The sequence below is a fragment of the uncultured Algoriphagus sp. genome (genome assembly GCF_963974835.1).
Lineage (GTDB): Bacteria > Bacteroidota > Bacteroidia > Cytophagales > Cyclobacteriaceae > Algoriphagus.
The window spans coordinates 15,345-41,031 of sequence record NZ_CAXBET010000017.1 but is presented as its reverse complement, the minus strand read 5'-3'; the positions used below and the strand labels follow the sequence as shown (position 1 = coordinate 41,031).

Below are 25,687 nucleotides of genomic sequence, written 5' to 3'. Positions count from 1 at the left end.
TAAGTAATTTATTACAGATAAATCTCTCTCAAATAGCAGCCAATCCCAATTCCCAAAAAAATTCCTTATGTCTCATTTGAGCCCCTTCAATTTTGGACAGCTGGTCATTCATGGATTTCACAAATATTTCTTCAAAACTGATTCTTTTTGATTAGGAATCTCTTCAATCTGCTTTTCTAAAGATTTGATTTTGGCTTCAATTTTTTCAATTTCATCAATAACAGATGGTTCTTCTTTACTAGTTGGTATTGAAATCGGCAATGCCAAAAAATCTTTAGGTTTTATTCTTGGCAGACTGGTACCACTCATTAAATCCGTAGTCTGTTTTACAAATTCAGGGGCTCTTAATGCATATTTCAAAATACTAGGTATCCTGGTTTCCAAGACAATTATATCTGTAGAGCAAATCCCCTCAAAATCAACTAATAATACTTTGTTTAAATAGGGTCTAAGTTTTCCGTATAATATGTCTCCACTTTTAAACTTATTCTTAGATGAAAGTATGTTTTCACCAAGCTCCATATTCATCGTAACTTTCCCAGTATTGCTTTCAATATGTTCTAATCCAAGATATACATATTCCTTATCTGGGTAAGATGATGGATTTTCCTTTCTCGTGGAAATTTTACAAATAGAAGAAACTGACTGTTTCGGAAAAGATTCAAATTTGAGGAATATAGAATTTTGTAATTCTTCAATCTCAGCTAGAAGAATAGTCTCTTTAGTTCCTATCAGATCAATTTCATCTACTATCTTTTTCTGAATATTTATTGGAGGAAGAGGAATTAACAATTCTGAATAAAATGATTCCGGAACTCTTCTATGACCACTAGCCCCGGTCATATTAGATTCAGCGTACTCTCTAATTATATCCCGATTGAGTAACGAAAACAAATATTTGTTATTCAACTTTGGAGATGTTCGTATTACATGAAATTCGGAACTCCCAAAACCTACTCCATTCGTTAGGCCCCCAACAATGGCACACTTCCCATTTTCCATGCAAGGAGTAATTTTAGCAATAATTATATCCCCATTCAAAAAATATCGATAGCTCCCTCCTTTCACATCACTAAATGGGCGATCGATTTTGTCTAATATTTTCCCTGCATTACTGACTGATGCCATTTCTATAAAAGAGACCTCAGAATTGTCATCCAATTTTGCCACTTCACTTTTTGAAGGATTGAATATCGCGATATTCTTAAACAGTACTAAATCCCACTTACTTTCAAACTTTATTTTTTTTTTTGCAGATAGGGAAAGATTCTTCTCAAAATCCACCCTGTCAAATGTGAGCAGATCCACCAAATTTCCATAGCTCAGATTTACCGATAACTCTTTAGGAATTGGCAAGTCAAATTTGCCATTAAATGCCTTATATATATAAGTACTGGCTTTGTCTGGATGGTCAAAACTATCAGCGTCGTACAAATGTGTACACTCATCAATGGACTTCCTACGTTGGATCGGATGGATACCTTCGTTTCCCCGTCTATTACTAAACTCATAGCCTAAGAATCTCTTTTCCTCTATTTTTCCCCCACTATTGACTAAAACGAGCTTTTGAGGATAGGCAATAATAAAGTACGTTAACTTCTCTTGCTCTAAAGTCAAGATAGCTTCCCACTGGGCAGCTTCGTCTTTCCCTTTAATCTTCTTTTTGTATTCTTGATACAGCTCATGATCAGACACTTTCTTGTTGGGAGTTTTAGTAATCAGGGTTTTGTAATCGTCTAATGATATTCCCTCCCATGCATGAGCGATGTATTTTGAAAGTGGGTTTTCAATACCATTTATTGTGACATCCAGTTGAGTAGCGAATAATTTCTTAACGGCTTCTGCAATATTTGTGGCATCAGCATTGTTTCTACGTCTTAGGAAAAAGGTAACTGTACTGGTATTCGTTGCCATAAACGTATTTGACCCCAACTCAGCAATTGCCAGTATATCGAAGTACTTCAAAATAATCTCCCGACTCTGGGTATATATACCTGCATTGCTCAGGATACTACTAGGAAGAATGATTCCGGCAACCCCGCCATCTTTCAGTAATTGCTTAGTCCGCTCAATAAATAAGCATTCTATTTCAGAACTCTGGTCTGTCAGTCTATTGAACAGTTCAAAACCCTTCTTTGACTTCTCTTCATCCATCAATCCCTTAAAGGCAGAAACCGAGTAAGGAGGATTAGAAATTATGATATCAAATTGTTTATTATCCTGAGGATAGGTCTTATCAGTCTCCTTTAATAGATCCTTGTATTCGGTGTAAGTAGCAAAATCTCCTAATCCATCGCCATGGATTACTTTGGCCAGACCATCTCCATGTAAGTAACAGCTTACTTTTGCTGTCTTTACTAATCTGTAATCCTTTTCGATCCCATATACATATTGCTCTGCCCAATCAAATTGATCTTCCTTCCACTTCTTTACTGCTCTTTTGGTAGTAGGAGTTAAACCTTTTTCATCCACATTATCAATGTATTTCTGAACTTCTTCCATGGATTCGGTAAGGAAATGTCCACTTCCTGCAGCGTAATCGATGATAGTAGGGAGTAAGTCATTTTTATTGCCAGCTGCAATCTTTTTGGCTGTAATCTCCGGGAGAGGTAAACTTTTGATTATAAACCTTGCAATCGGGACTGGTGTAAAAAACTGTCCAGACTCCTGCTTTAGACCCGTAGTCAACAGCAACTCAAAGAAATCGCTTAAAAACTGCTGGCGATAATTATAGCGAATCTGATACACCTGTAGCAGTTCTACTACTTCTTTCACTACTTTGGCATTTTCCTCAAATGAAGTATCATCGTACACTTCTTTGATGGCAAATTCATTGTTCTTTTTTAGTCTAATCGTAGTAAGGATATCTTTTATTTCATCCCTATATTTTTCATCTACCTGCTGGAAGCGTAAATCAAATTCATCATCACTCACATCGGTCACTTTCTTTTCCAGAAGCTCCCTCATCCCCTTGCGGTATAAATCCGTTAGTCGCTTTTGGAATTTGATGTGATTATCTTCCCCCTCAATCCATTGAAAATCTAATTGATCATCCTCATTTTTTGAATACTCATCGACGATTTTACAAAGGAAAAGGGTAAATATTTTATTAAAGGCATTTGGTTTATCTGACACTACATTGTGTCTAAGTATTTCCAAAAACCGATTAAAAATAAAACTACTATCCTCTTGCTTTAATACTTGTAGATCCTGCTTGGTAAGTGCCTTGGATTGGAAATCGTAAGGTGACACCCAATTATCAAAAATCCCGTTAGACTTTGGTAGTTTATTCCAGCGTTCATATAGATCCTTTACGTTCCCTGTTTGTCTGTAATCCTCCTCTATTTTGACAATAATGTTTTTATAGCTGACCTCACCCTTATCGATCTTGGAAGTATATAGCATCAAAATATCGGAATTCTTATCCTGTTGGAAATAGGTGAATAATTGTCCACCGTTTTTTTCCAAATTCTTTAGTTCCTTTTCGAATTCTGCTCCCCATGTTTTGCATTCGATCATCAAAAAGGCAGAACCGTCCTCTTTTGTCACCAAAATATCCAATCGCCCACTGGTACCATGTCCAGAAGGATAGGTCTTTTCCAGAGTAATGTTTTCTGGCTTGTAGCCTTGATTCAAAAGGCGATCTACACATTCCAAAATCACCCAGTTCTCAGATTGTGAGAAATTCTGGGTTGTTTTACTATCTGCTATGATTTTGTCACCAAAAATGAAGGTTTCTTTTTCGAAGTCAACCTCAAGACAATAATAATCGCAAGCGGTATATTTTTTATGAAATATTCCAATTGTATTTTCCTTAGGCGTAAATCCCAATGTCTGTATGAGTTTCTTATAGTCCATCGATGGATTAGAATTTTAAATCTCCCTGTTTAACTTTTTTTGATGCGATGTATTTGGCTCTGTCTTCCGCAAAAGAGAAAACTTTTTCAGTACAACCGTATTTTAAAGCCTGTTCTACTAAAATATCTGCTCCAAACCGATCACGAACTATCACAAAATCCAATTCAAAAAAATCAGCCATTTCCTTCAGCTTGTTGAAGGGGAATTTTTTCTTCCCATGCTCGATTTTGCTGATATCTGTAAATGGAATATTTAATTCTCGAGCCAATTGATCCTGCGTTAATCCCTTAGAATCACGGTGTTCTCGTAAATATTGACCAAAGGTTGTTAGATTTTTCACTTGCCGAAATTTAACTTGACTCAATATTGTCAAATATAAGTGTTTACCGCATGTTTACTGCATAATTTTTTGACCCAACTAACGGCTTGATCGGACAATTGATGTCCCAAAAAGTCTGCATTAAAAACAGGGTATTATTGTGGATTTGATAAAATTCCCTCTAAAATGGAAAATTTAGGCCAGCCTTTACTTTGCTCCTTCAAAAAATTCATTCAAAGTTATTCTCAAGCTATCAACCTTTTACTATTTGCCAAAGCAAAAGAACTAGGTTAATAAGGGCTAAAACTCCGTTAATGACCAAGAATTTTCTATTAAACTTATTATTTCTTTCATTCAAATTGTTGGCTCTGATAGTAGATTCCGCAAGTTCAAATTCGAGGACTTCCTTTTTACTAGGCTGGTACAACTCAAATGAAGAGCGTTCATTCATCACCAATTCTCTGCCCTTTGGTCCTATAGCATATTCTCCAAATCCATTAATTGTCTTGTTTGTTCCAGGAGGAATTATGACCCGGACCAAATCGAAATGAATTAGGTCATGTTCTATTATCTGGTATTTCCAGGTTTCCTTATGCCCTACATATTGTTGGCCATCTAAAAGTTCAGGTAAATTACCGGACCTATCATTGTACAGTGCCCTCAAAACTCTGTCAATTATTACTGATTTTTCCATTTCATCCATACTTAATAAATTGATTGTGGCTTGGGTGATTTTGTAATTGGTTAGTTGTTTCATAACCATTCAAATGCAGTTCAATCTTCATATGAACTTCGAAGTTACGGCACTAAAGTGCTTTTATTCTTTACGATGAGAACACAATAAAACCTCACAATTATTTGCTATTTTCAAATAAACAGTCTGTAATCGTAAGTTCTACCTTCAAACCTTGAAAGCAACTTTCCAATTCTAGCAATTTGATTTGAGGAGTCAATGGTTGATGGTAATTTAGAATATAGATCAAGCGAGTTCCAATTCATTTTGGTCAAACCAAGTATTTCAGTTGCAATTACGTCAATATTGGAATCTCCATAGTGTTTTACAATCTTAACAGGAGCAGGAATACTTCTTCCTCCCAAATAAAATTTATAGTTTGTTTGACGAACAGAGGGCACAATACCATGTGTCCAAAGCAGAGCTGTATCCTTATTTGTAACTATACATGTTCCTCGTGAAATTGGAAACCTGTCTACTTGTAACAGTCTATTATAAACACTCATAGCAAAAAAACGAGCATCAGATTCATATGCAATTTCTATCAAGTCAATTTTCTTGATACCTGCTTTATGAAGACTTGCTTTAATGCCATTAATTTCATCTGAGGTGAATTTTGTTCTTTTATGAATCACAACTCTTTCAGGTAGTTTGTCTAGCGAATGATAGAATAATTCCCTGATTGAAACACCAAATTGAAATGCATCATTATAGGATAGAAAAGGATTGTTTTGACGATCGAGGTAAAAGTCATCAATTTTAGAAAGCTTATACTTTAATCCTTGACCATTAGAATCATAAATATGGCTACAACCTATTACTATTTCAGTTTGATCCTTTATTTTAGAAACACTATACCCGATACCTGCATAGGCAGTATTTCTTTCTTGATTATTTAATATCCATGGCGTCCTCAATGCCTTAACGTAAAAAGAAAGTGATAACCACCAATAAATCTGGCATTTCAGACTGTCGTTAAGTGTTTTTTCTCTAATTAGTTGAGTAGATATCCCCCTTGTTGCCGCAAATGCTTTAATGTAATCGTGTAAATCAAAAGTTTCTCCTTCGTTAACAAAGGTTTCAAAATGCTGCCATTCTTCTGGAATAAAAACGACAATGGTACTTTGCCCTTGGCTATTTACTATCTGCTCAATTTTTGAGGTAATTAGCCTTGCAAGTTGCACAGCATTTTCATGATGTTCACTTTCATTTTCCCCTTGAAACTCGATGTTAACCCACTTCTCGCTATCCTCATAATTAGGGATATTAATAGGTATATTATAAATGTTTGAAAAACCAGTATAGTCAATTAAATAGTCAGGATTAATACCACCTGCTTGGTGTTTCAGTGTGAGTTTAGACAGAAAATCATAAAGCTGTTTAGAGTAGTTAGTGCCACAAATCACAGATAGATTAACCTCATTTGAGAGAACACTTCCACTTAAATTTACATCATAAGGTCTGTTTTTAATTAAACCTCTCATGGGATGGTAGTCTTTGAAATCTTGATTTGAAGATATGTTTTTAAAAATTAATTCAGGCTCAATAAACTGTACCCCTTTAAATAGTGTCTGCTTCGAATCGTAGTTATTGGGAGCATAATGCCTGAAATTTGGGTCTAATACATCAATCTCTCCAAATGCTGTTGATTTAGAAATAATAAACTCAAATCCACTACCTGATTTAGATGGGAATTCAAATTTAATCTTTGGGGTGGTGAAAATACGCTCATTCCAACACTCAAGTAATTCATCATACTTGTCATTAAAAAGTTTCTCTAAATTTTGTTTTCCTATCTGTTGCCGACCTGATTTTTCTATTTCACCTTCAGATTCCATGTATACTGTTGGAATAAAAGTAAGGTATCCATAAGCATTACTTTTATCAAAATATAAGGAAATAGTTAGCGCTTGGTAAACCGAAATGCCATTGTATTCAGTCTTCTTATTATCGACCCATATTTTGTTTTTGGAATTTGAAGACAGGTTTGGCAAAGAACTGAAATACTTTAAAATAGCCTGCATCATTAATGCTTTGAATGATGAAACCCTCTCAATATCTCCTTTGCTAATAGGCGAGCGTTTAATTTCACTTTTGAGATAAGGCTTAAACACTTTTGATATTTCAGTTAGTGTCCCAATCGCAAACACTTTCCTTTTAAAGGGAATCGCACATATATCTTTTTCAGATGTTAGACCTTTCAAAAAAGCCCAAGGTCGTTCATCTTTGTAATCTATTTCAAACTGAAAAACTTCTTTAGGAAACACAACAGGATGAAGGTTGCTTTTAATATATTTTCCAGTTTGTCTAAAATTTAAATTGAAGTCAGTTTTTGTAAATGAGTCCTCTTCGGATATTTCTAATGCATCCTGAATTTTTTTACTAAAATATTGGTCATCTTCGAAAGCTGATTTTGCTAAATGAATCATGGTTTTATCAAATCCATCTGTTGAGACAAAATAAGCCTCCCTCCCTGATTTTCTCACCTCTTTCAATAAATCCTCTACCTCTTGGGTTATGATATCTCCATAACCACACCAATATAACCGACCGGCACCATCTTTTGAAAAGGCGTATTTTATAGCATCCATTAACGATTTATCTCGACCGCTGTACCCTATAACCACAAGATTTTTGTCAATGTGGTAGTTGGCTAAATGTGCTTTAAATGCTACTTCCTGTGAATCGAGCTCTCTTTCTGTGTTTTTAAGAGAGGAATATTTATAATCTCCATGGAGAGCAATAGTGAGCAGTTCCTTATTGCTTTCAGTTCTCTTCAGTCTCTCGGCATTATCTAAATTAACTTCTATCGGAATTAAGTTGTTTTGATGGGCTGCTCGAACCATTAAGCCATCGAAGTTTGTGGTCCAGATAGATCTTGCTATCCCACCTTTTGCCAGCAGACAAAGTAATTTATAACCAACATAAGGCTCCTTATTTTCAATCAGACCCAAAAAGTACTTTCTTCTATCTTCAGCTATAGGATAGGCCTTCTCAGCGAAAAAGGAATATTCGTTGTCAGAATCAAGTGCAGGATATTCTCCCTGATTATCTAGCCATTTCTGAATACTTTCTTTCACTACGTCTTCTTTGTAGTTTTTATAGAAAACTGAAGCATTAAGGTTTTTTGATAAATAAATATCCTTTTTCCATTCCCAAATACAGTCATAAGCGGACTGTATTCCAGAACTAATAGAAGCTCCTGCTCCTAAAAGAAATGAATGTGAAACATCTGTATTTCTTTTAAAGGATCTTAAAAAGGCATCATAATCTAGGATTATTTTTTCTGTCATTTAAGGAATTTTATTGGATAAAGGATAATTCAAATTGTACTAGTTCTATTTGTAATACCAACATAATATCACTTTAGTTGAAATTCAATATTGATTCAGTTTCTAGATTTAGCCCAGAAGAACACTAGCAGTGTTGAATATTTAGCCTATTTTTTTTAAATCTCTTTGTATAGTAGATCGATCGTGATCTCCATATAGAGAAAGGTTATGAACCACTTCCTTCAACTAACAGATATTTGCAAGAAAAGGATTATTACACGCAAAAAAATACCCTGTACAGGGTATTTTTCAGTTCTTATGAATACAAAAAAAGAGTTTCTCTATTTGCACCCATTCTTTGCACAGGTAATTCTTTCATTGGAATTTACCCAGTGCTCTGCTTTTACAGTGGTATCGATACCACATCCGGTTTTTCCTCCTTTTTGTCCTTGATGAATTTCCTTCGTTGGAGTGTGCTTTACAGCCATGATGATTTTGTTTTAGTGGATAATAAATCGTAGCACATAAAGTCAGGTTTTTATAAAATCCAGTGCTCATCAAAACTAACGAACTATTTACTGTAAACACTTGATAAAAAAAACAATTAGCGACAGTCTATGTCCATCTTAAGATTCTCCATTCCCATCACCCCTACTTATCCGATTCCGTCTAGGCCGCATTACGACTTTGTTGACAGGATCTGGCTCAATTTGTTTATCATGGATTTGAGTGAATTCCTGCACTCGGGTCACATTATGGTAGATCACCATCCCGCCTCCCAGTACTTCTTTTTTGATATTGCCTTTTTCGAGATGGTAGGTCAGCACCGCATAAGCCCTATCCCAGTCGTGGCCATTTAATTTGATGATTTCTTCAAACGTGATAATTGGTACATCCATAGGAGAAAAGTCTGTGGGTTTACCAAACCAATATCGGACTTATCAGGAATAAACCAGTGGATAGCTAACTGAACCAAAACCTTATAAACCAAAAAAGTAACCTTCGCTTCTGTTCTCATATAGCCTGTCTTTTAGTAAAGGTTGTTTGGTAGAAAAATCATCTGAAAGTAAATCCCAAAGGGCAGTTCTATCAGTTGTAAGCTACTACAAATACAGTATTCACCCACACTTTCTCTTATACATTTCCGATCAATCTACGATATCAGATCGGACAAGGATCGTAGTAGCATCGTAGATACATCGAAGGAGAGTCGAATTAAAGCATATTTTCAGCACGTTATGTTACCAGTTTATACTATAGGATAATCCTGAGAACACCTAGGGAAAAAGAAGCGAGAAACAGCTAGGAATTTAACAAAATGCAGAAATTGATCGCATCTACTTTTCTACTAAATTGACACCTTTTGTGGCTGGGCTTAGCGACCACAGCTTATGCATAAAGGATTTCAAGTATATTTTGAAATAACGAGTCTATGCAATTGGTTAATTAGCCTAGTCTTTTTGACTTAATCACCGGTGACAAGTGAGTTTCCATAAATAGCTCCACCGCCGCTACCCAATGTCTGTCCTCCACTTTCTTGCTATTGATTAATAGGATTCGTGAAGCAGAATCTGAGACTAACTCACGCATTTCCAAATGTTCATTTCTTGTGTTATCACGAACATGCTCCAACGCCCGTTTCCTGCAATTCACCAAATGTCTTCCCACTTTAATCACACTTGTTGAATTATAAAAAATATACACACCTGGGTGATACACGAATTCCTCCATTGAAGACTTCACTTCACTAAGTTTAAGATCAATAATTCTGAATTTGTGCTTAATGAAATTAAACTCAGCTTCAAATTTCCGTATAATTTCGTCGGGATTATCCATAGATAGTATGAGATTACCATAAGTGAGTACAAGATATTTGTCAACGATTAATTCACTTAAGGTACCTCTAGATAATTCTAAAAATACTTTGACAGCTTGTTTCAAAAAAGTTTCCAACATATAGGTTTAGATTCGAACCGACACCAAATCCCACCATATTGCAATCAGATTTCAAAAATACATGTACAACTGGGCCGATTTATGCAGCGAACTGAAGGAACTCGAAAAACGGGTAGATACTAAAATGAATCGCATCATCAGCGTGAGCGCCAATACTTTTCCCTATGACCGATTAAAGAAAGGCAAGGAAATAAAGGCGCTTTCTATGGCTTTACGGATGTTTATAGAACAGGATCTGGAAAAGGATGCTACGGTGGTACTCTATATGCTCCAAGAAAAAGGAGTAAAATTAAAGTCGGTGAGGTGAAGTAGCAACCATTAAAGAGAAGTTGGAAAGCAATATCGAAAAAGTTGTATCCGAAATACCTCCATAGAACGAATAGGTATTCGGTACACTTTACTGTCAAAAAAACTGTTTAGTTTTAATCAAAGAGAATTAATATAAATAGAGAATCCCTTCATCAACTAAATCATGTATCAATACCAAAGCCCCGAAGACAGAAAATACGTTAATACACTGATCAATTCAGCAAAGAAAGAAGCAGAAGCCTTCTTAAACCTCAAACATACTGCAGAGCGCTCAGATGGGATAATCCCTGTAAAGTATCGAGAATTGATGTCCATTGCTGTAGCATTGACCACTCAGTGTGCCTACTGCATCGAATCTCATATTGAAAATGCAGTAAAAGCCGGTGCTACCAAAGAGGAACTTGCGGAAACTGTCTTCATAGCTTCAGCTATAAGGGCTGGTGGGGCGGTGGGAAATGGACTATTGGCGATGAAAATTTTTGAAGAGACAACTGGAAAAGTCAGTAATACCTAGTCCTATTATCCATAAATCGTTAAGTAATTCGAAAAATCGCCAACTTAAATTAATGTTTAATTTCCTTGATGCATCTTTGCACTCCAACTAAGAGTTATTCATGAAGCGATTGCGAATTCTGTGTGCAAAAAAAATATCTGAAGGCCCACTGGTGGGAAGTATCACACATATCGGAGGCGTAAATGGAACTGGTGACAAATGGACCATTTCTACCAAAGAGGCAATTGAGGGAATCAATTCGAGGACTTGGGAATTCTATATCACCGAAAATCGTGAAGAATTACAAGTTAGTGTTTGCAAATCAACTGATTCCGAATCCATTCTAAGTGCGAAAGGCCAGGGTTATTTACATAACTTATTGGAAGACTTGCCAGAATGTCCTTGATTAAATACTGGCAAAACTGCTCTAGTCTCTGTTGGTAACTCTTTGAAATGACCAAAAAAGGGGATCTCTCCCCTTACTCCTAAAAAGGACATTCATTAAGAATATAATCCACTGCTTTCTGCGCTTTGCTTGCTGCCTCAATCAGTAAGTGCTTATCATTTCGGACCTCTTGCAGCCAGTGTTGGATATAGGCTACTGAGTTTTCCAGTAAATTCTCATCCAAGATCCCTGTATAATTATTCAGGTATCCTGCGCCCATTTCAGCTATCAATTCTTCTTTGCTGTATTCTTCGGATGCAAATTGATGTGGGTCTGAAACTCCTATCCTATCCAATCTGGAAGAATGTCCTGTGCTGTGGATGAGCTCATGGTATAAAACTCCATAATATGTCTCAGCACTTGAAAACAAACTCCTTTCCGGCAGGGTAATCTGATCGAGATCCATTCTATAGTAAGCCGAAGATCCCTTATGAATCAATTCCGGCGGTCTTACCATATCGGCATAGACTGTCTGACATTGTTCATTTATTGGAATTTGATCTGTATTTATAATTTCAGGAAACTCCCAGTCGATTCCTTCTATCTGCTCTATCGGAAATACCTTAAACTCTTTGAGAAAGCCAGATCTACTCACATGTTTCAAATCATATTCAGCAACCTTATCACTAGGAATCACTTTTCCCGTCTTCTTGTCACGGAAAGCGAAATTCCAGTAGCAGATCGGTAGCGCCTTTGCTCCTTTCTTTATTTTACCTCCCAGCGAGTTGGCCTGTTTGAAAGTTAGGTAATAAGGATACTGGTGGTCGCAGGATAATAACAGCCAGAGATTGATCCCTTTATAGGGTTTCTTGGTCAGGTAATTTGCTGGCAATCCCAACTCATGCCAAGGTTGCTTCCAGGGAATAATCCCCTGTTCCAGTTTCTCAATGATCAGATTGGTAAACTTCTCATAGATATCAGATTGGGATCCTGTTACCTGAAAGTTAGATCCCCTTCTTCTCTTTGCTGATTTTTTTGTTTCAGTCTTCATAGCTTTTGTGTTTTGGTTTTACAAATACTTATGAAGCTGCACCAGCCTGAGACCAGCACTAAGTGCAAGAGGAAACGGAATAAACCAGCAAAGGCAAGAGCGGGGGCTTTATGCCGTAGTCTCTTGCCTCGTGTGCTGGAATCAGGTTAAATTGGCGTAAGAAGGAATAGAAAAAATAAATTTAAATTCTTTCAGCCATAACTAAATCAAAATTAGTACATCTTGATAGGATTCAAATAGGATAACCAGTCAAAAAAACTCTTGCGTCAATACAGGACTAGTCAACTAGACCAGTAAGGGTTTTGTGAGAAGAGAAATGTGAGCAATAGTCCACTGCCTTTATCCATTTACTCACTGACATTTTTATTACAGTGTGAGTCAAGCAAGCCAAAAGCCATACTCTTTTGCAATTATTGGTAGCTTGTTAGCTTAGTAAATTACAAATAAGTATGGCTTTAAGAGAAAACTTTTCTTTCATCAATAGTTTAGCATTGCACCAATACCAAAGCCCATATCACTGTCGTAATGAGTGGTTACTCCAAAATTTCGTGTCGCTATATATCGTAATCCTGCCATATATTCTTTGTCAGTATTCCACATAAGGTTCATACGCAACCTTTGGGTTAGTGGAATATCATTACGCTCAAATTGCAACCTAACATTACCATCGGTGAATATTTCGGCCTGAGCTACTACGAGCATTGGCAAAGTGTAAGCGACACCTAAACTAACTAAAGAACGATTGTCCTTGGTGTTTTTTTGACCGAAAAGGTTTTCTTCGACCTCATTATGACCCAATTTTCGATAGCGCCAATCGAAGCCTACAAACGGCATCAACCATTGCATTTTTCCAATAAATCGGCCTATATGGGTTTCTGTTTCATACCCATGCCTATCATTATATCCCAAACGCCATTCGGTACCAATACTCCATCTTGTACTTTGAATCATTAGTTGCCCATCATTTCCATTGGTAGCAAAATCGTTTTCTGCCATCAAGTGGAAGGCTCTATCATCACCTTTTAGTTTTCTCAAGGCGAGTGCTGGATTTGGAATCAAGGGATTAGGTTCCTGATTTTCGTAGCTAAACACTCTACCCATACCACTCATCATATGGTAAAGAATATGGCAGTGAAAAAACCAATCGCCTTGAACATTCGCTTCAAACTCGATCACATCAGTTTCCATAGGCATGATATCCACCACATTTTTAAGTGGCGCGTATTCACCTTGGCCGTTGAGCAACCTGAAATCGTGGCCGTGCAAGTGCATAGGGTGTCGCATCATAGAATTGTTGTACATCGTTATCCTCACTTTTTCACCTTTTTTTATCAGGATTTTATCGGTTTCGGAAATAACCTTGTTGTCCAAGCTCCAAACATAACGGCTCATATTTCCCGTAAGCGTAAAATGTAGCTCTTTAACAGGTGCATCCTCGGGAAGCGTCGTTACGGTTGGCGACTTCAACATGGCATAGTTGAGCGTAGTAATATCGGATAGCTCATTGCTTTTGTACATATCCTCGCTCATTTTCATTCCATTCATTTGCTCCATTTTATGGCCTGAATGTTCTTTGTCCTCCTTTTCCATTTTCACACCCTTTCCATTAGCTGCAGACCCAGTTATTTCAGGATACATCACCACATTCATATCCATTTGCTGCATACTCATATTCATTCCCATTTGGTCCAGATCGCCGTTTATTTTCATCATTCCGTTCATCATTTCCATCCCTTCAAAGTATTTCAGTTTTGGCAGTGGCGAAGTGAGCTGTTTTATGCCAGTACCCAAATAAATGGAAGCTGATTTTATACGGTCTTCCGATGTGGCCAAAAATTCAAAAGCCATATCGTCCGCAGGTATGGTCACTACTACATCATAGGTTTCTGATACGGCAATGAGCATTCTATCCACATCCACGGGTTCTACATCATTACCGTCATTGGCAACCACGGTTATTTTTCCGCCGGCATAAGTGAGCCAGAAATAGCTCGATGCACCACCGTTTGAAATTCTAAGCCGTACCCTATCCCCTGCTTTCAAGCCTTTCAGAGATGTTTCCTCATTTTCGCTTTTACCATTGATGAGGAATTTCTCATAATAAACATCACTTACGTCCATTGCGAGCATTCGTTTCCACTCATTATGGAGCTTTATTTTAAAGTATCCGGTTTTTATAGCCTCCCCATAGCTTTGTGTGGTTCCTTTTTTTATGGCAAACCAGTCTGAAGCATTGTGAAGCATTCTATGAACATTCTCAGGTTTAATGTCTGTCCATTCGCTCAAAATGATAGGGATGGTGGGCAAATCGTCTATCCCTTTTCGGAATGTCCTATCATCAGGCCTTTTATTCAAAATCATAGAGCCGTACATCCCTATCTGTTCCTGTAGTCCAAAATGGCTGTGATACCAATGCGTCCCATGTTGTATAATGGGAAAGGTATATTTATGAACCGTGTGCGGCGGTATGGGCATTTGGGTGAGGTAAGGAACCCCATCTTCCTTATTGGGCAAAAACAAACCGTGCCAATGCAAGGAGGTTTCTTCATCCAATTCATTGTGCACATAAATTTCGGCGATGTCTCCCTCCGTAAACGTGAGCGTTGGCATTGGTATTTGTCCGTTCACTGCAATGGCGTGCCTTTCTTTGCCGGAAAAATTGACAAGCGTATCCCGCACATAAAGGTCGTAGCGCACTATATTTTGTGCCTGTAGGGAAAATGTCCCAAGAAACAGAAGCACCAAGATTAATTTTTTCATTTCGTAATCGAAAAATTAGATTTCTGTTGTGCTTCAGTTATTGTGTTTAATAGTTTCCACAGTAGAGCCGCAGGTTAACATCTGTGAACCGTAATAAGGATTTTTAATGGCCTTTTCCTTGCTCAACCAATTGGCATCCTGCATTGGGCAATATTGATAGTGAAGGGGTTCATGGGAGCTGTAATACGCCAAGATTTCGTGCATGTTCTTTGACAAGCCTTTGAATTTCTCCCGTTGCTTAATGATATCCTTGGTTTCTGAAATGCTTTTTGCATCCGCCATTATGGATGGCAACACCTTGGTTAGTGCGGCTTGATCTGCCGTTTTAAACGTTTCTATTTTTAGGACCTTAATTGCATTCAACAGTTCTGATGCCTTTGCACTTGCTGTAGCCGCATTAGTTTTTACCAAGGCATCGCTTATGTCAAAATAAGTGTCGAAAACTATCTCCAGATCATTTGATTCCTTCACTTCAGGCATAATCATATTTGCATGGTTTTCAGACGCTTTACTAGTCATTTCCATCTCCGTTTTAGAGGGCGCCATAGCCATTTCAGTCTCTTTTTGCAGCCTTTCATATTTGCAACATTCCGACAGTAGTGCGTACGCATTGTCAGGGGCCAAATAGTGGTCATTGTCATAACCTGCCAAGGCAATTCGTTTTAATATTTCGTCTCGATTTGACTTTTTGGAATCGTAAGTAATTTCGGCCATCTGGCTGTCTTTGTTCCAATGGACGCTGGCCGTATTTTTAATGTTTCCTGCTGTTTCGATGGCAGTTTTGCAAATGTCGCAGTTACCGAAAATTTTTACGGTTTCCGTTTGGGCGTTTTTAATTTGAGCGATAAGCGCTGTTGATGATAACACCATAAGTGCAACCATTATAATCTTGAATGATTTCATTTTTATGAATTTTAAACTATGATAGAAGGAAGCGAATACATGCCAATGACTTGCATCCAATACAGGACAGATTAGCTCCTGTCAAAAAATGAATCAGCTTATTTCTGGTGGTTGCCAGATGGAAAGATAGACTGCTTTAGGAATGTGTTGAACGTAAGTCCGATGGTTAACTAAAAGTATAAAGTTATTAGTGCTCGACAATTTATAATCATTAATGAAAACAGTGACATTAACTGTGCTTGAACAATGACAAGCTGTATTGTCACAAGGTACACTCCCAGGTTCATCTTGATTTTCTCCGCTATCACAACACGATTTTTTCTCGGAGTGATTAGCTTGTTTTGGGCAAGAAATTTTTCCTGTTTCAACTGAATTCCCGGAAGCCGCAACAGTACTGGTCAATATAACCAGTAGCATCAAAAACAAGATAAATCTATGTGCGATGTTTTTCATAAAATCCAATTACAAAAATAACTAAAATTCAGACTTCGGTTCCGCTTTTCTGAGCATTGTCAGAAACAGCTCTTTTGGTTTTTTCAACGTTGGTTTTCTTGTCCGAAAAAACGCATGGGTAATATGATAGCTAAACCGTACTATATACTCAACCAATCAAAGCCAAACGCATGGATATATCCTTTCGTTTCTATTAATTCTTGGCTCTGGAAGAGCTATGAGTTTTGATAATTTTCCAATCTCCTTCGATCTTCTTCAAAATCGAAGTGGCTGTCGCTTTTCGCTCTACTTTCTTGTCCTCATCTTTAAGTACAATGTTGTACACATATGATTCCGTAGTGAAAGCATAGGGCAGATCGACCACAACTTCTATTACGTATTCACTAAAGGTGAAAGAGGAAAAATGACCAAGCTCCGGGCCGATGTGATTGGCTATGTAGTCACGATACGTTCCTTCGATTTTCCCTTGTTCCAAAACCTGAGAATCTTCTGTAAACAGTGCATAAGACTCAGAAACATCCAGACTCTCCAGTGTCTCCTTGTACTTTTTCATTACCTGCTTAACTTGGTCTGTCTCAGTTTGAGCTAAAATTGTATGGCTACAAAAGATGGCAGCCATTAGTAATATATTTGTTGCGATGGTTTTCATGGTTATTAAATTTTGAAGTGAATTATTTACCTGCTTCTGCTTCTGATTTTTTGGATCTTGCAGAGGTATGAGTCTTTAGGATTTTCCATTCTCCATCTACCTTCTTAAGGATGGAAGTAGCAACACCCTTTTGTACAATGTTCCTTTCATCAGAGACCAAGGCAATCGTGTAATCGTAGGTTTCGGTTGTGAATGCATATGGCAGATCTATCTTTACAGTGACTTTATAATCACTAAAAGAAAATGACTTGAATGCCTTCAGTTCGGGTGAGAGATGATGATCTAGATAATGGGCAAAAGAACCTTCCACACCTCCAGACTCAAATACTTCTGAATCTTTGATAAAAAGGTCATTTAGACCGGTTGTACTTAAGGCTTCAACACCTGCCTTATACGCCATTAGGACTTCCTTTACTTTGGCTTCATCATCAGTCGTGTCAATAGCCGATTGGTCTGCGACTTTCTCCTTTTGTTCAGAGCATCCACTCCACAGGAAAATGGATAAGATCAGCAGCGTTAAATAATTAAAATTAGATTTCATAATTTCATTATCAAGGTTGGAAAAAGCAACCCTACAAGACAGTAAGTGCCTTGCAAGGTTGTTAAGAATTTAAATATCATAAAGATTATTCATCTTCCATGGGAGTAAGTTCGACAGATTTGATCTGGAGCATTCCTTTGCCTTCAAGTAATATACCGACATATCCATCCTTCATCATTTCACCATGTCCGTGAGTGATTGTCTTATTTCCAATATAGCCTTTAAAGTGTGTGCCAGCAGCAGAAACTCTAAGGTTAGTCCAGTCGTCTGCAGACTCATACGTTTTCTCATCAAAGATTTCTTTTTTCCCATCCACTACACGTCCAAGCTTCATCTTGTCGCTATTAATAGCCACAAATTCATAATTGCTAGTGTTCTGTGCATGATGAATCAGTTTTACCGTACCATTAAAACCTTTCAGGTTCAGCATTGCAGCTATTCCCACATTTCCGTAAGAGGTATGAAAAACGAACGCAGTTGGAGTACCATCTGCAGTAAGTTTCATCACATTTTGCCCAGCCTCAGACATTACTTCAGGATTGATGTTTTCCATAGATCCAGCTATAAAATGAAAGTCCGATTGGATGGATTTCACACCATTGTCTCCATGTGTCCATTTCTTCATCTCACCTCCATTTGAAGTTGACTCATGGTTTTCACCCATTTCAGATCCGTGATTTTGTTCACTTTCTTCACCTTCAGTATGGTGGTCACCAGCTCCCATCGTACTCTGATCATGTCCATCTGCTTCGTTCATATCATGCTCTTCACTGGTCTTTTCCCCTTGTGAACATGACACCACTAGAATTGCCGATAAAAGGACAATCATTATTTTTATGTGTTTCATTTCGATTATTGTTTAATGTTGTTTACTAATTATTTGTTGATTCCTACACCGTACTTATACACCAGCTTTCCTCCCAGATCTGCAGTCTTTGCCACCATCCCTATTCCTATAGTTCCAAGAATAAAAAGCACAATGGCCACTACTTTTTTCTTGTCCCACTGTTTCCAGAAGATAATTCCTCGAAGGATTGTATAGGCTATAAAGAAATAAAGCGTGTAGCTGCCCCAATCGGAGTGATTACTTGCTGTCATTTCACCCTGAAATGGAATAGTTACCATATCAATTGCCTGATTCCCACTAAGGAAAGCTGCATAGGCACTTACGGCACCAAGTCCATACAATGCCATTACCGTATTTCGAATCCATGCTCCCTTGCTAATAAGGGAAATCAAATCAAAAAAAACTGCTGCCAACCAAAGAACAATTGGAAAGTGAATGATCAATGGGTGGATATTTGGTGCCCATTCTGGGAGTAAAGCTTCCATGATTATTCAATGATTTCTTTCACACTCCCACAGGTAAGCATCTTACTCCCAAAGTATGGGTTTGCTATAGCTGCCTCATTAGAAAGCCAGTATGCTCCACTACTATTATTGGCCATTGGGCAATAATCCACATAGATCGAACCCATGGATAATTTTGCATTTTTAATCAGCGCAACCATTTCATTGCTTAGCGAAGCAAACATCTTTCGCTGTTCCTCCAAATTCTTTGCTTTAGAAACCATTCGTGCTTGCTCCAAGACTTTGCCTACATCGTTTACATCCTGCAGTGCAAGCACCAAAAGTGCTGCGGCATCACTAATTTTCAATGCATCGGAGGTAACTAGTCCATTTTTAAGCTCAATGTATTTACTGTAGGCATTGCCAATTGCTTGATCCTTAAACATTGGAGCCATCGGGCTCATCTCTTCTGTGTTTTTGTGGTCACCACTACCTTGAACATGCTGTGCGTAGGCTCCCCAGCTCCCCAGAGCCAGTGAAACCAATAGAATGAATTTTTTCATTATTGTTCGTTTTTGAAATTGTTCGTATTTGAAATTCCGCAGGAATGTCCCGAGAATCATTAGGAAACCTATGCTAAATGGATTGAAATCGATACTATTTTCCTATTGAGAACTATGTTCTCGTTAGTCATTTAGTCAATAGGCTTTAGAAATAGGTATTTTGAAAATCAATGAAATTGATCTTCTTATTGAAGAGGAATCAGATAATAAAGGACTGATACAAAATCCTCCGATGAACCGCTTTTGGGGGCGGATCAATAAAGTGTGATGGACTACCAAAATTTTCAAATCCAACTAGTTTGAAAGTGATTGGCTGAACGATAATTATCTCTCCAATCGAAGGGAATTCAACATGAATTTGATTTGCCAAGACCTTAGCTCCATTTAAAAAGGAATAGGTTAAATCTTCGCAACAATCATCTGCTGAGGAGTCGGAATTATGAGAATGAGTTCCTTCAGCAACCTCTACATGATGGTTGGCATCATGAGAATGACCTACTTCTTCGTTTGATAATACAGTATTGCAGATAAAAAATGTACCATAGACTCCTGTAATGGAGGCCAGAAAAAATATGGCAATCGCCATAACGTTCATTTTTCTTAATCGGAACACCTACTACTAAACTCAAATACAAAATTAAGGTTGCGATAATTTGTACTTTATTATCAAATGAATACTGGTAGGAGGAATATGATAAATCCAAGTCCAAATATCATACAAGAACTGCTCATATCCGCTCCCAAGAGGGTCTTTATAGTGGGCATGAATTCATGAGTTGCGGCACACGTTTCAAACTATATTTTTTTTAATACATCGTCAACAATGTTTTCACCTTCTTCAATGATTCTTGTAAGGTGATCTTTACTTAAAAAACTTTCAGCATAGATCTTATAAATATCTTCAGTTCCTGATGGGCGTGCAGCAAACCATCCGTTTTCTGCAATTACCTTCACTCCTCCGATCTGAGCATTGTTTCCCGGAGCTTTGGTTAGTATAGCATCAATCTTTTCACCGGCTAACTCTTTTTGTTTGATTATATCAGGTGAAATATTACTAAGTTTTTCTTTTTGTTCTGCAGTTGCCTTTGCTTCAATGCGGTCATAAAAAGGTTCACCAAAATCTTTTATCAATTCATTATATTGGATTCCGGGATCACGACCAAGCTTTCCAGTAATTTCTGCTGATAGCAAGGCCGGCACAAATCCATCTTTATCTGTTGTCCACACATTACCATCCAATCTTGAAAAAGAAGCACCTGCACTTTCTTCACCACCAAAACAAAGTGATGTATCCAGCAAACCATCAACGAACCATTTAAAACCGACCGGCACTTCATAGAGCTGCCTTCCCAATTTTGCAGTAACGCGGTCAATCAATTGAGTGCTTACAACCGTTTTACCAATTGCTGCATTTTTTGTCCACAAGGGGCGATGTTGCAGCAGATAAAAAATTACAACTGATAAATAATGATTAGGATTTAATAATCCAGCACTTTTTGTAACAATTCCATGTCGGTCATGATCGGTGTCGCAGGCAAAAGAAATATCAAAGCAGCCTTTCATCTCAATCAATTTCTGCATGGCAAATGAAGATGATGGATCCATTCGGATTTGCCCATCCCAATCCACTGTCATGAAATTAAAGGTGGGGTCAACTATTTTATTTACAACAGTCAGATTGAGTTTGTAGCGATCTGCAATTGGCTCCCAATAATGTACACCGGCACCACCAAGCGGATCAACACCGATGCTGATTTTTGAATCTCTGATGAGCTTCATATCAATAATATTTCCAAGATCATTGATATATGAATTCAGATAGTCGTGGCGGTGAGTTGTATCAGCATTCAATGCGTTATTAAAAGGAATTCTTTTTACCGATTGAAGATTGTTTTGTAAAAATTCGTTTGCTTTAGCTTCAACCCACTTCGTAACTGTGTCGGAGGCGGGTCCGCCATTGGGTGGATTGTACTTGAAGCCCCCATCACCCGGAGGATTATGTGATGGTGTGATAACTATACCGTCTGCTAATCCAGTTTTTCGCCCCGCATTGTACTTTAAAATAGCATGAGAGATGGCAGGTGTTGGTGTATATTCATCTCCAACAGCAATCATCACTTCAACATTGTTTGCAGCCAGTACTTCCATACTAGTAGCATAAGCAGGTGCTGAAAGCGCATGTGTATCAAAGCCTAGATATAAAGGCCCATCAATTCTGTGTTCCTTGCGGTAGAAACATATGGCTTGCGTGATAGCCAGGATATGATTTTCATTAAATGAATTTGTTAATGATGATCCACGATGACCGGAAGTACCGAATGCAACACGCTGTTCTGATACAGAAGGATCTGGTATTCCTGTGTAATAAGCAGTAACTAACCTCGGGATATCTACCAGCATTTGTGATACGGCAATTTTTCCTGCTAAAGGCGATATGTTCATCACTTAGATATTATTTACATATGCATTTAAATGCTTAGGAAACATCACTTTGCCATTCGGTATGGAAAACTCCTTCTTTATCAATCAACTCATAAGTATGCGCCCCAAAATAATCACGTTGCGCCTGTATGAGATTTGCTGGCATTTTTTCACTTCGAAAAGCATCAAAATAAGTCAATGATGCTGCATAAGCAGGCAATGCTAGGCCGTACTTTGCAGCGTCCGAAACTATGGTACGGATGCCTGGTAAGCTGTTTTTCAGTGTTGATTGAATGGACTTATCCAATAGCAAATGTTCCAGCTTTGAATTGGTACTGAAAGCGCTATAAATATCTTCTAAAAACGCTGCCCGGATGATACAGCCACCTCGCCATATTTTAGCGATCTGGTCCAGTTCAAGATCATAATTAAATTCCTGAGATGCTTTATAAAGCAAGTGCATCCCCTGTGCATAAGCCGTTACCATACCAAAGTAAAATGCCTGTTCCAGGTTTGCTATATATTCATCAGGGTTATCTACAAGAGGCATCTCTGTAGTATCAGCATACATAGCCGCGGCTTGCACTCTTAATGTTTTATATTTAGATAAGTCACGCATGGAAACGGCAGTATCAATGGTTGGAATTGGCAAATTGAGATCCATACCTATCTGGGAAGTCCATTTTCCAGTACCTTTTGCTTTAGCTTCGTCTTTAATATCATCCAGCAATAAATGATCTGCACCTGGGTTTTTAAATGCAAAAATATCACGGGTCACTTCCAGTAGAAAAGATTGGAGCCTGCCATCATTCCATTGGTGAAAAACCGTATGGATGGCTTCATTATTCAGATGAAGCCCCTTCTTTAAAACCTCGAATGTTTCTGCTATCAGTTGCATCAGCGCATATTCGATTCCATTGTGCACCATCTTAACAAAATGGCCTGCTGATCCCGGCCCCATGTAGGCAACGGTGGGATCACCATTGACATGAGCTGCTATTGTTTCAAGAATGGGCTTTACCAATTGATAAGCATGCATATCGCCACCCGGCATCATGCTTGGCCCTCTGCGGGCGCCTTCTTCACCTCCTGAAACGCCCATTCCGATAAAATGAAAACTCTTTTCTTTCAGATCTTTGTAGCGCCTGTCTGTATCGGTAAAATGCGAATTTCCACCGTCAATAATAAGGTCGCCTTTCTTCAATAAGGGAAGGATTTCTGTAATAACTTCATCTACTGCTTTGCCCGCTGTCACCAGCAGCATTACAGTTTTTGGAGATTTAAGGCTATTGATAAATTCGGTTAAATCAGTAAAACCTTGTACACTATTCCCCTTGCTTTCTTCCTTTAGCAAAGTCACTTTATCATCGTGTCTGTTAAAGCCGGCAACAGGAAATCCATGGTCAGCCATATTCAGCAATAAATTTCGCCCCATGGTTCCCAATCCGTAAATGCCAAATACATTTCGATTTCCCTTTTCCATTTTATTTAGTTTTTTATTTCTTTAAGTTCATTAGATTTTCTAAAGTGTTTTTAAAATCCCGATGATGAAAGCTGCGGATACCCAACTTTTCCCCTGCCTCTGCCAGCATGAGCCTGTCATCGAAATAAGCACACTCTTCCGGTCGCGCCTGCGCTATGCCCATAGCTAATTGAAAAATACCAGGATCAGGCTTACGCATACCTAGGTGACAGGATGAGAAAAACCCATCAAAACATTGATGCAGTGAGAACTTTTTAATGCGGTAATCATTGAGCTCCCTGCTTTCGTTGTTTATGGAAAAAACACGGACTCCACAATTTTTCTTCCATTCTTTTAGCCAAGGAAGCATATCCGGCAATTCTACAGACTGAGAGAACATGAAATTTTTAAACTCTTCTTTTGAAAAATCTCTGGAGTGATTGAATACTACCGTTTCGAGGTAATCATCCAAGGTAATGCTCCCTATTTCGAACACGTTGAAAATGAAATTATGAAGCACGTTCATTTCTTCATAGTTTAGATTGAATTTTTTAGCAGCTTTTTCACGTGACAGATGACCCCACCCATTGCTGAGCAACACGCCGCCAATATCAAAGAAAATAACCCTAGTTTGTGAGTTTTCCATATCACTTGAATCTAAGAGTGTAGTTTTTGCTTTTCGATTTTTTTCAAAAGTTTATCAAAAGATTTATTGAATTTTTCTATACCCTCGTCTTCAAGCGCCTGGGTTATAGTATCTATGTTAATGCCGTTTTCTTCCAATTGCTCTAATACTCTGCCTGCTTTATCTAGATCATCTTCCAAGGTATTTCCTGCTTTCCCATGATTTCGAAAAGCGTCTAGGGTTTCCATTGGAATAGTATTGATGGTTTCTTTACCAATTAAAGCCTCCACATATTTTACATCGCTGAATGAAGGATCTTTACTACTGGTACTTGCCCACAATACCCGCTGCCGGTTTGCTCCTTTTACTTCCAGGTTTTTAAAGCGCTCACTATTCACTACCTCTTGATAAATTTCATAAGCCTTTTTAGCGGAAGCGATGGCCACTTCACCTTTCAGTTTACTCAACCCTTTTTCCTCCAGCAGCGGATCGATCATAACATCAATACGGCTGAGAAAAAAACTGGCTACTGATGCCACCTGATCAATGGGCTGATTGAAATTTAATCTGTCTTCAAGCCCCGAAATGAAAGCGTTGGTGATGTCCCTATATCTTGACAAACCAAACAGAAGTGTGACATTGATATTTATCCCTTTGCTGATACAATGCCGGATAGCAGGTAGGCTTTCTGCTGTTCCGGGAATTTTGATCATTAGATTTTTTCGGTCAACGGCTTTCCATAATTCTTTTGCCTGTTTTATGGTTCCCCCTGTATCGCGGGCAAGATTAGGAGAGACCTCAAGGCTTACAAAACCATCTTGCCCTTTGGTTTCGTCATAAACCGGTTTAAAAAAATCAGCTGCACGTTTAATATCATTGACCGCAAGGCCGAAAAAAATCTCCCCGTTGCTGGTTTTTTGTTTCGAAAATACTTCAATATCTTCATCATAAGTAGAACTATTGCTTATTGCATTTTCAAAAATAGCGGGGTTGGAAGTAAGACCCCTGATGCCATCTTCTTCAATCAGTTTTTGTAATTCCCCCGAGTCCATAATTTTGCGATCCAGGTAATCGAGCCAGATGCTTTGACCGAAATCGAATATGCTTTTTACTTTATTTGATTCCATGATTAGTTACATTAAATTTTTTCTAGCTGTTTAACTTTTTGCAATCGTCTTACATGTCTCTCAGCGCCCGTAAATTTTGCGTTTAAAAATGCGGTGATAAATTCCTGTGCTGCTGAAATACCAATAACACGCCCTCCGAAACAAATCAAATTCATATCATCATCTTCCACTCCTTGGTGTGACGAAAAATAATCGTTAATCAAAGCTGCTCTTACGCCTGCAACTTTATTGGCAGCTATTGATGCTCCTACACCACTGCCGCAAATAGCAATGCCCCTTTCAACTTCATTTGAAGCTATCGCTTTAGCCAGCGGAATTACGAAGTCAGGATAATCATCCTTGTCATCAAGTTTATGTGCGCCAAAATCCACCACTTCGTATTCCTTTTTGAGCAGGAATGCATTGATAATTTCTTTGAGTTCAAACCCACCATGATCTGCAGCAATTCCTATTTTCATTTCATTAATTTTTTTTGCAAAGACAAGGCTTGTAATATCTTTGGGCATTGCCCTAATTC

Annotated in this window: 24 protein-coding genes; 3 read left to right on the top strand and 21 right to left on the bottom strand. The window is 38.0% G+C overall.

Going from position 1 to position 25,687, the window contains the following annotated elements; translation table 11 throughout:
* Positions 1–117: 117 nt before the first annotated feature.
* The 7 genes from AACZ73_RS20895 to AACZ73_RS20865 all read right to left on the bottom strand — a co-directional run bounded on the left by AACZ73_RS20895 (position 118) and on the right by AACZ73_RS20865 (position 10,138).
* Entirely contained in the window at positions 118–3,858 is a 3,741-nt protein-coding gene (locus tag AACZ73_RS20895) for an N-6 DNA methylase (RefSeq protein WP_339880786.1), read from the bottom strand.
* 7 nt (positions 3,859–3,865) lie between these two features.
* Positions 3,866–4,198 carry a helix-turn-helix transcriptional regulator gene (locus AACZ73_RS20890; protein ID WP_339880785.1) on the bottom strand — a complete coding sequence of 111 codons (333 nt, stop codon included), beginning with the start codon at positions 4,196–4,198 and terminating at the stop codon, positions 3,866–3,868.
* A 232-nt stretch (positions 4,199–4,430) separates the two neighbouring features.
* Complete coding sequence (locus tag AACZ73_RS20885; RefSeq protein ID WP_339880784.1) at positions 4,431–4,934, bottom strand: hypothetical protein; 504 nt, start codon at positions 4,932–4,934, stop codon at positions 4,431–4,433.
* A 110-nt stretch (positions 4,935–5,044) separates the two neighbouring features.
* A complete protein-coding gene (locus AACZ73_RS20880) occupies positions 5,045–8,203 on the bottom strand; it encodes an SIR2 family protein (RefSeq protein ID WP_339880783.1) in 3,159 nt (1,052 codons plus the stop codon).
* Positions 8,204–8,523: 320 nt separating this feature from the next.
* The gene (locus AACZ73_RS20875; protein ID WP_339880782.1) at positions 8,524–8,670 is read right to left on the bottom strand and encodes a hypothetical protein; all 147 of its coding nucleotides are present in this window, start codon (positions 8,668–8,670) and stop codon (positions 8,524–8,526) included.
* 138 nt (positions 8,671–8,808) lie between these two features.
* Positions 8,809–9,081, bottom strand: coding sequence for a hypothetical protein (locus tag AACZ73_RS20870; protein WP_339880781.1), 273 nt, complete (start codon positions 9,079–9,081; stop codon positions 8,809–8,811).
* Positions 9,082–9,628: 547 nt separating this feature from the next.
* A complete protein-coding gene (locus AACZ73_RS20865; RefSeq protein WP_339880780.1) occupies positions 9,629–10,138 on the bottom strand; it encodes a hypothetical protein in 510 nt (169 codons plus the stop codon).
* A 61-nt stretch (positions 10,139–10,199) separates the two neighbouring features.
* Here AACZ73_RS20865 and AACZ73_RS20860 point away from each other — a divergent pair, with 61 nt between their 5' ends.
* The 3 genes from AACZ73_RS20860 (at position 10,200) to AACZ73_RS20850 (ending at position 11,346) form a co-directional block, all read left to right on the top strand.
* On the top strand, positions 10,200–10,445 hold the full coding sequence (locus AACZ73_RS20860) for a hypothetical protein (protein WP_339880779.1): 246 nt from the start codon (positions 10,200–10,202) through the stop codon (positions 10,443–10,445).
* A 165-nt stretch (positions 10,446–10,610) separates the two neighbouring features.
* A complete protein-coding gene (locus AACZ73_RS20855; RefSeq protein ID WP_339880778.1) occupies positions 10,611–10,961 on the top strand; it encodes a carboxymuconolactone decarboxylase family protein in 351 nt (116 codons plus the stop codon).
* Between the two features lie 100 nt (positions 10,962–11,061).
* Positions 11,062–11,346, top strand: a complete 285-nt coding sequence (locus tag AACZ73_RS20850; protein WP_339880777.1) for a DUF3892 domain-containing protein — start codon at positions 11,062–11,064, stop codon at positions 11,344–11,346.
* A 79-nt stretch (positions 11,347–11,425) separates the two neighbouring features.
* Here AACZ73_RS20850 and AACZ73_RS20845 read toward each other — a convergent pair whose 3' ends face one another.
* The 14 genes from AACZ73_RS20845 to AACZ73_RS20780 all read right to left on the bottom strand — a co-directional run bounded on the left by AACZ73_RS20845 (position 11,426) and on the right by AACZ73_RS20780 (position 25,676).
* Positions 11,426–12,376, bottom strand: a complete 951-nt coding sequence (locus AACZ73_RS20845; RefSeq protein ID WP_339880776.1) for a zincin-like metallopeptidase domain-containing protein — start codon at positions 12,374–12,376, stop codon at positions 11,426–11,428.
* A 477-nt stretch (positions 12,377–12,853) separates the two neighbouring features.
* Positions 12,854–15,136: a multicopper oxidase domain-containing protein gene (locus tag AACZ73_RS20840; RefSeq protein WP_339880775.1), complete on the bottom strand. Its 2,283-nt coding sequence runs from the start codon at positions 15,134–15,136 to the stop codon at positions 12,854–12,856.
* A gap of 33 nt (positions 15,137–15,169) precedes the next feature.
* A complete protein-coding gene (locus AACZ73_RS20835; RefSeq protein ID WP_339880774.1) occupies positions 15,170–16,039 on the bottom strand; it encodes a DUF3347 domain-containing protein in 870 nt (289 codons plus the stop codon).
* A gap of 646 nt (positions 16,040–16,685) precedes the next feature.
* Positions 16,686–17,141: a nuclear transport factor 2 family protein gene (locus AACZ73_RS20830; protein WP_339880773.1), complete on the bottom strand. Its 456-nt coding sequence runs from the start codon at positions 17,139–17,141 to the stop codon at positions 16,686–16,688.
* A gap of 22 nt (positions 17,142–17,163) precedes the next feature.
* Complete coding sequence (locus AACZ73_RS20825; RefSeq protein ID WP_339880772.1) at positions 17,164–17,682, bottom strand: nuclear transport factor 2 family protein; 519 nt, start codon at positions 17,680–17,682, stop codon at positions 17,164–17,166.
* 85 nt (positions 17,683–17,767) lie between these two features.
* On the bottom strand, positions 17,768–18,529 hold the full coding sequence (locus tag AACZ73_RS20820; protein ID WP_339880771.1) for a hypothetical protein: 762 nt from the start codon (positions 18,527–18,529) through the stop codon (positions 17,768–17,770).
* Between the two features lie 29 nt (positions 18,530–18,558).
* Complete coding sequence (locus tag AACZ73_RS20815; RefSeq protein WP_339880770.1) at positions 18,559–19,014, bottom strand: DUF2231 domain-containing protein; 456 nt, start codon at positions 19,012–19,014, stop codon at positions 18,559–18,561.
* 2 nt (positions 19,015–19,016) lie between these two features.
* Positions 19,017–19,535 (bottom strand): DUF3347 domain-containing protein, encoded by a 519-nt coding sequence (locus AACZ73_RS20810; protein ID WP_339880769.1) that lies wholly within the window; start codon positions 19,533–19,535, stop codon positions 19,017–19,019.
* A gap of 199 nt (positions 19,536–19,734) precedes the next feature.
* Entirely contained in the window at positions 19,735–20,121 is a 387-nt protein-coding gene (locus AACZ73_RS20805) for a hypothetical protein (protein ID WP_339880768.1), read from the bottom strand.
* Positions 20,122–20,330: 209 nt separating this feature from the next.
* Positions 20,331–21,977, bottom strand: a complete 1,647-nt coding sequence (pgm, locus tag AACZ73_RS20800) for a phosphoglucomutase (alpha-D-glucose-1,6-bisphosphate-dependent) (protein WP_339880767.1) — start codon at positions 21,975–21,977, stop codon at positions 20,331–20,333.
* Between the two features lie 34 nt (positions 21,978–22,011).
* The gene (gene gndA / locus AACZ73_RS20795; protein WP_339880766.1) at positions 22,012–23,439 is read right to left on the bottom strand and encodes an NADP-dependent phosphogluconate dehydrogenase; all 1,428 of its coding nucleotides are present in this window, start codon (positions 23,437–23,439) and stop codon (positions 22,012–22,014) included.
* Positions 23,440–23,452: 13 nt separating this feature from the next.
* Complete coding sequence (locus tag AACZ73_RS20790; protein WP_339880765.1) at positions 23,453–24,064, bottom strand: HAD-IA family hydrolase; 612 nt, start codon at positions 24,062–24,064, stop codon at positions 23,453–23,455.
* Between the two features lie 11 nt (positions 24,065–24,075).
* Positions 24,076–25,170: a transaldolase gene (tal, locus tag AACZ73_RS20785; protein ID WP_339880764.1), complete on the bottom strand. Its 1,095-nt coding sequence runs from the start codon at positions 25,168–25,170 to the stop codon at positions 24,076–24,078.
* An 11-nt stretch (positions 25,171–25,181) separates the two neighbouring features.
* Positions 25,182–25,676, bottom strand: coding sequence for an RpiB/LacA/LacB family sugar-phosphate isomerase (locus tag AACZ73_RS20780; RefSeq protein ID WP_339880763.1), 495 nt, complete (start codon positions 25,674–25,676; stop codon positions 25,182–25,184).
* Between the last annotated feature and the right edge of the window lie 11 nt (positions 25,677–25,687).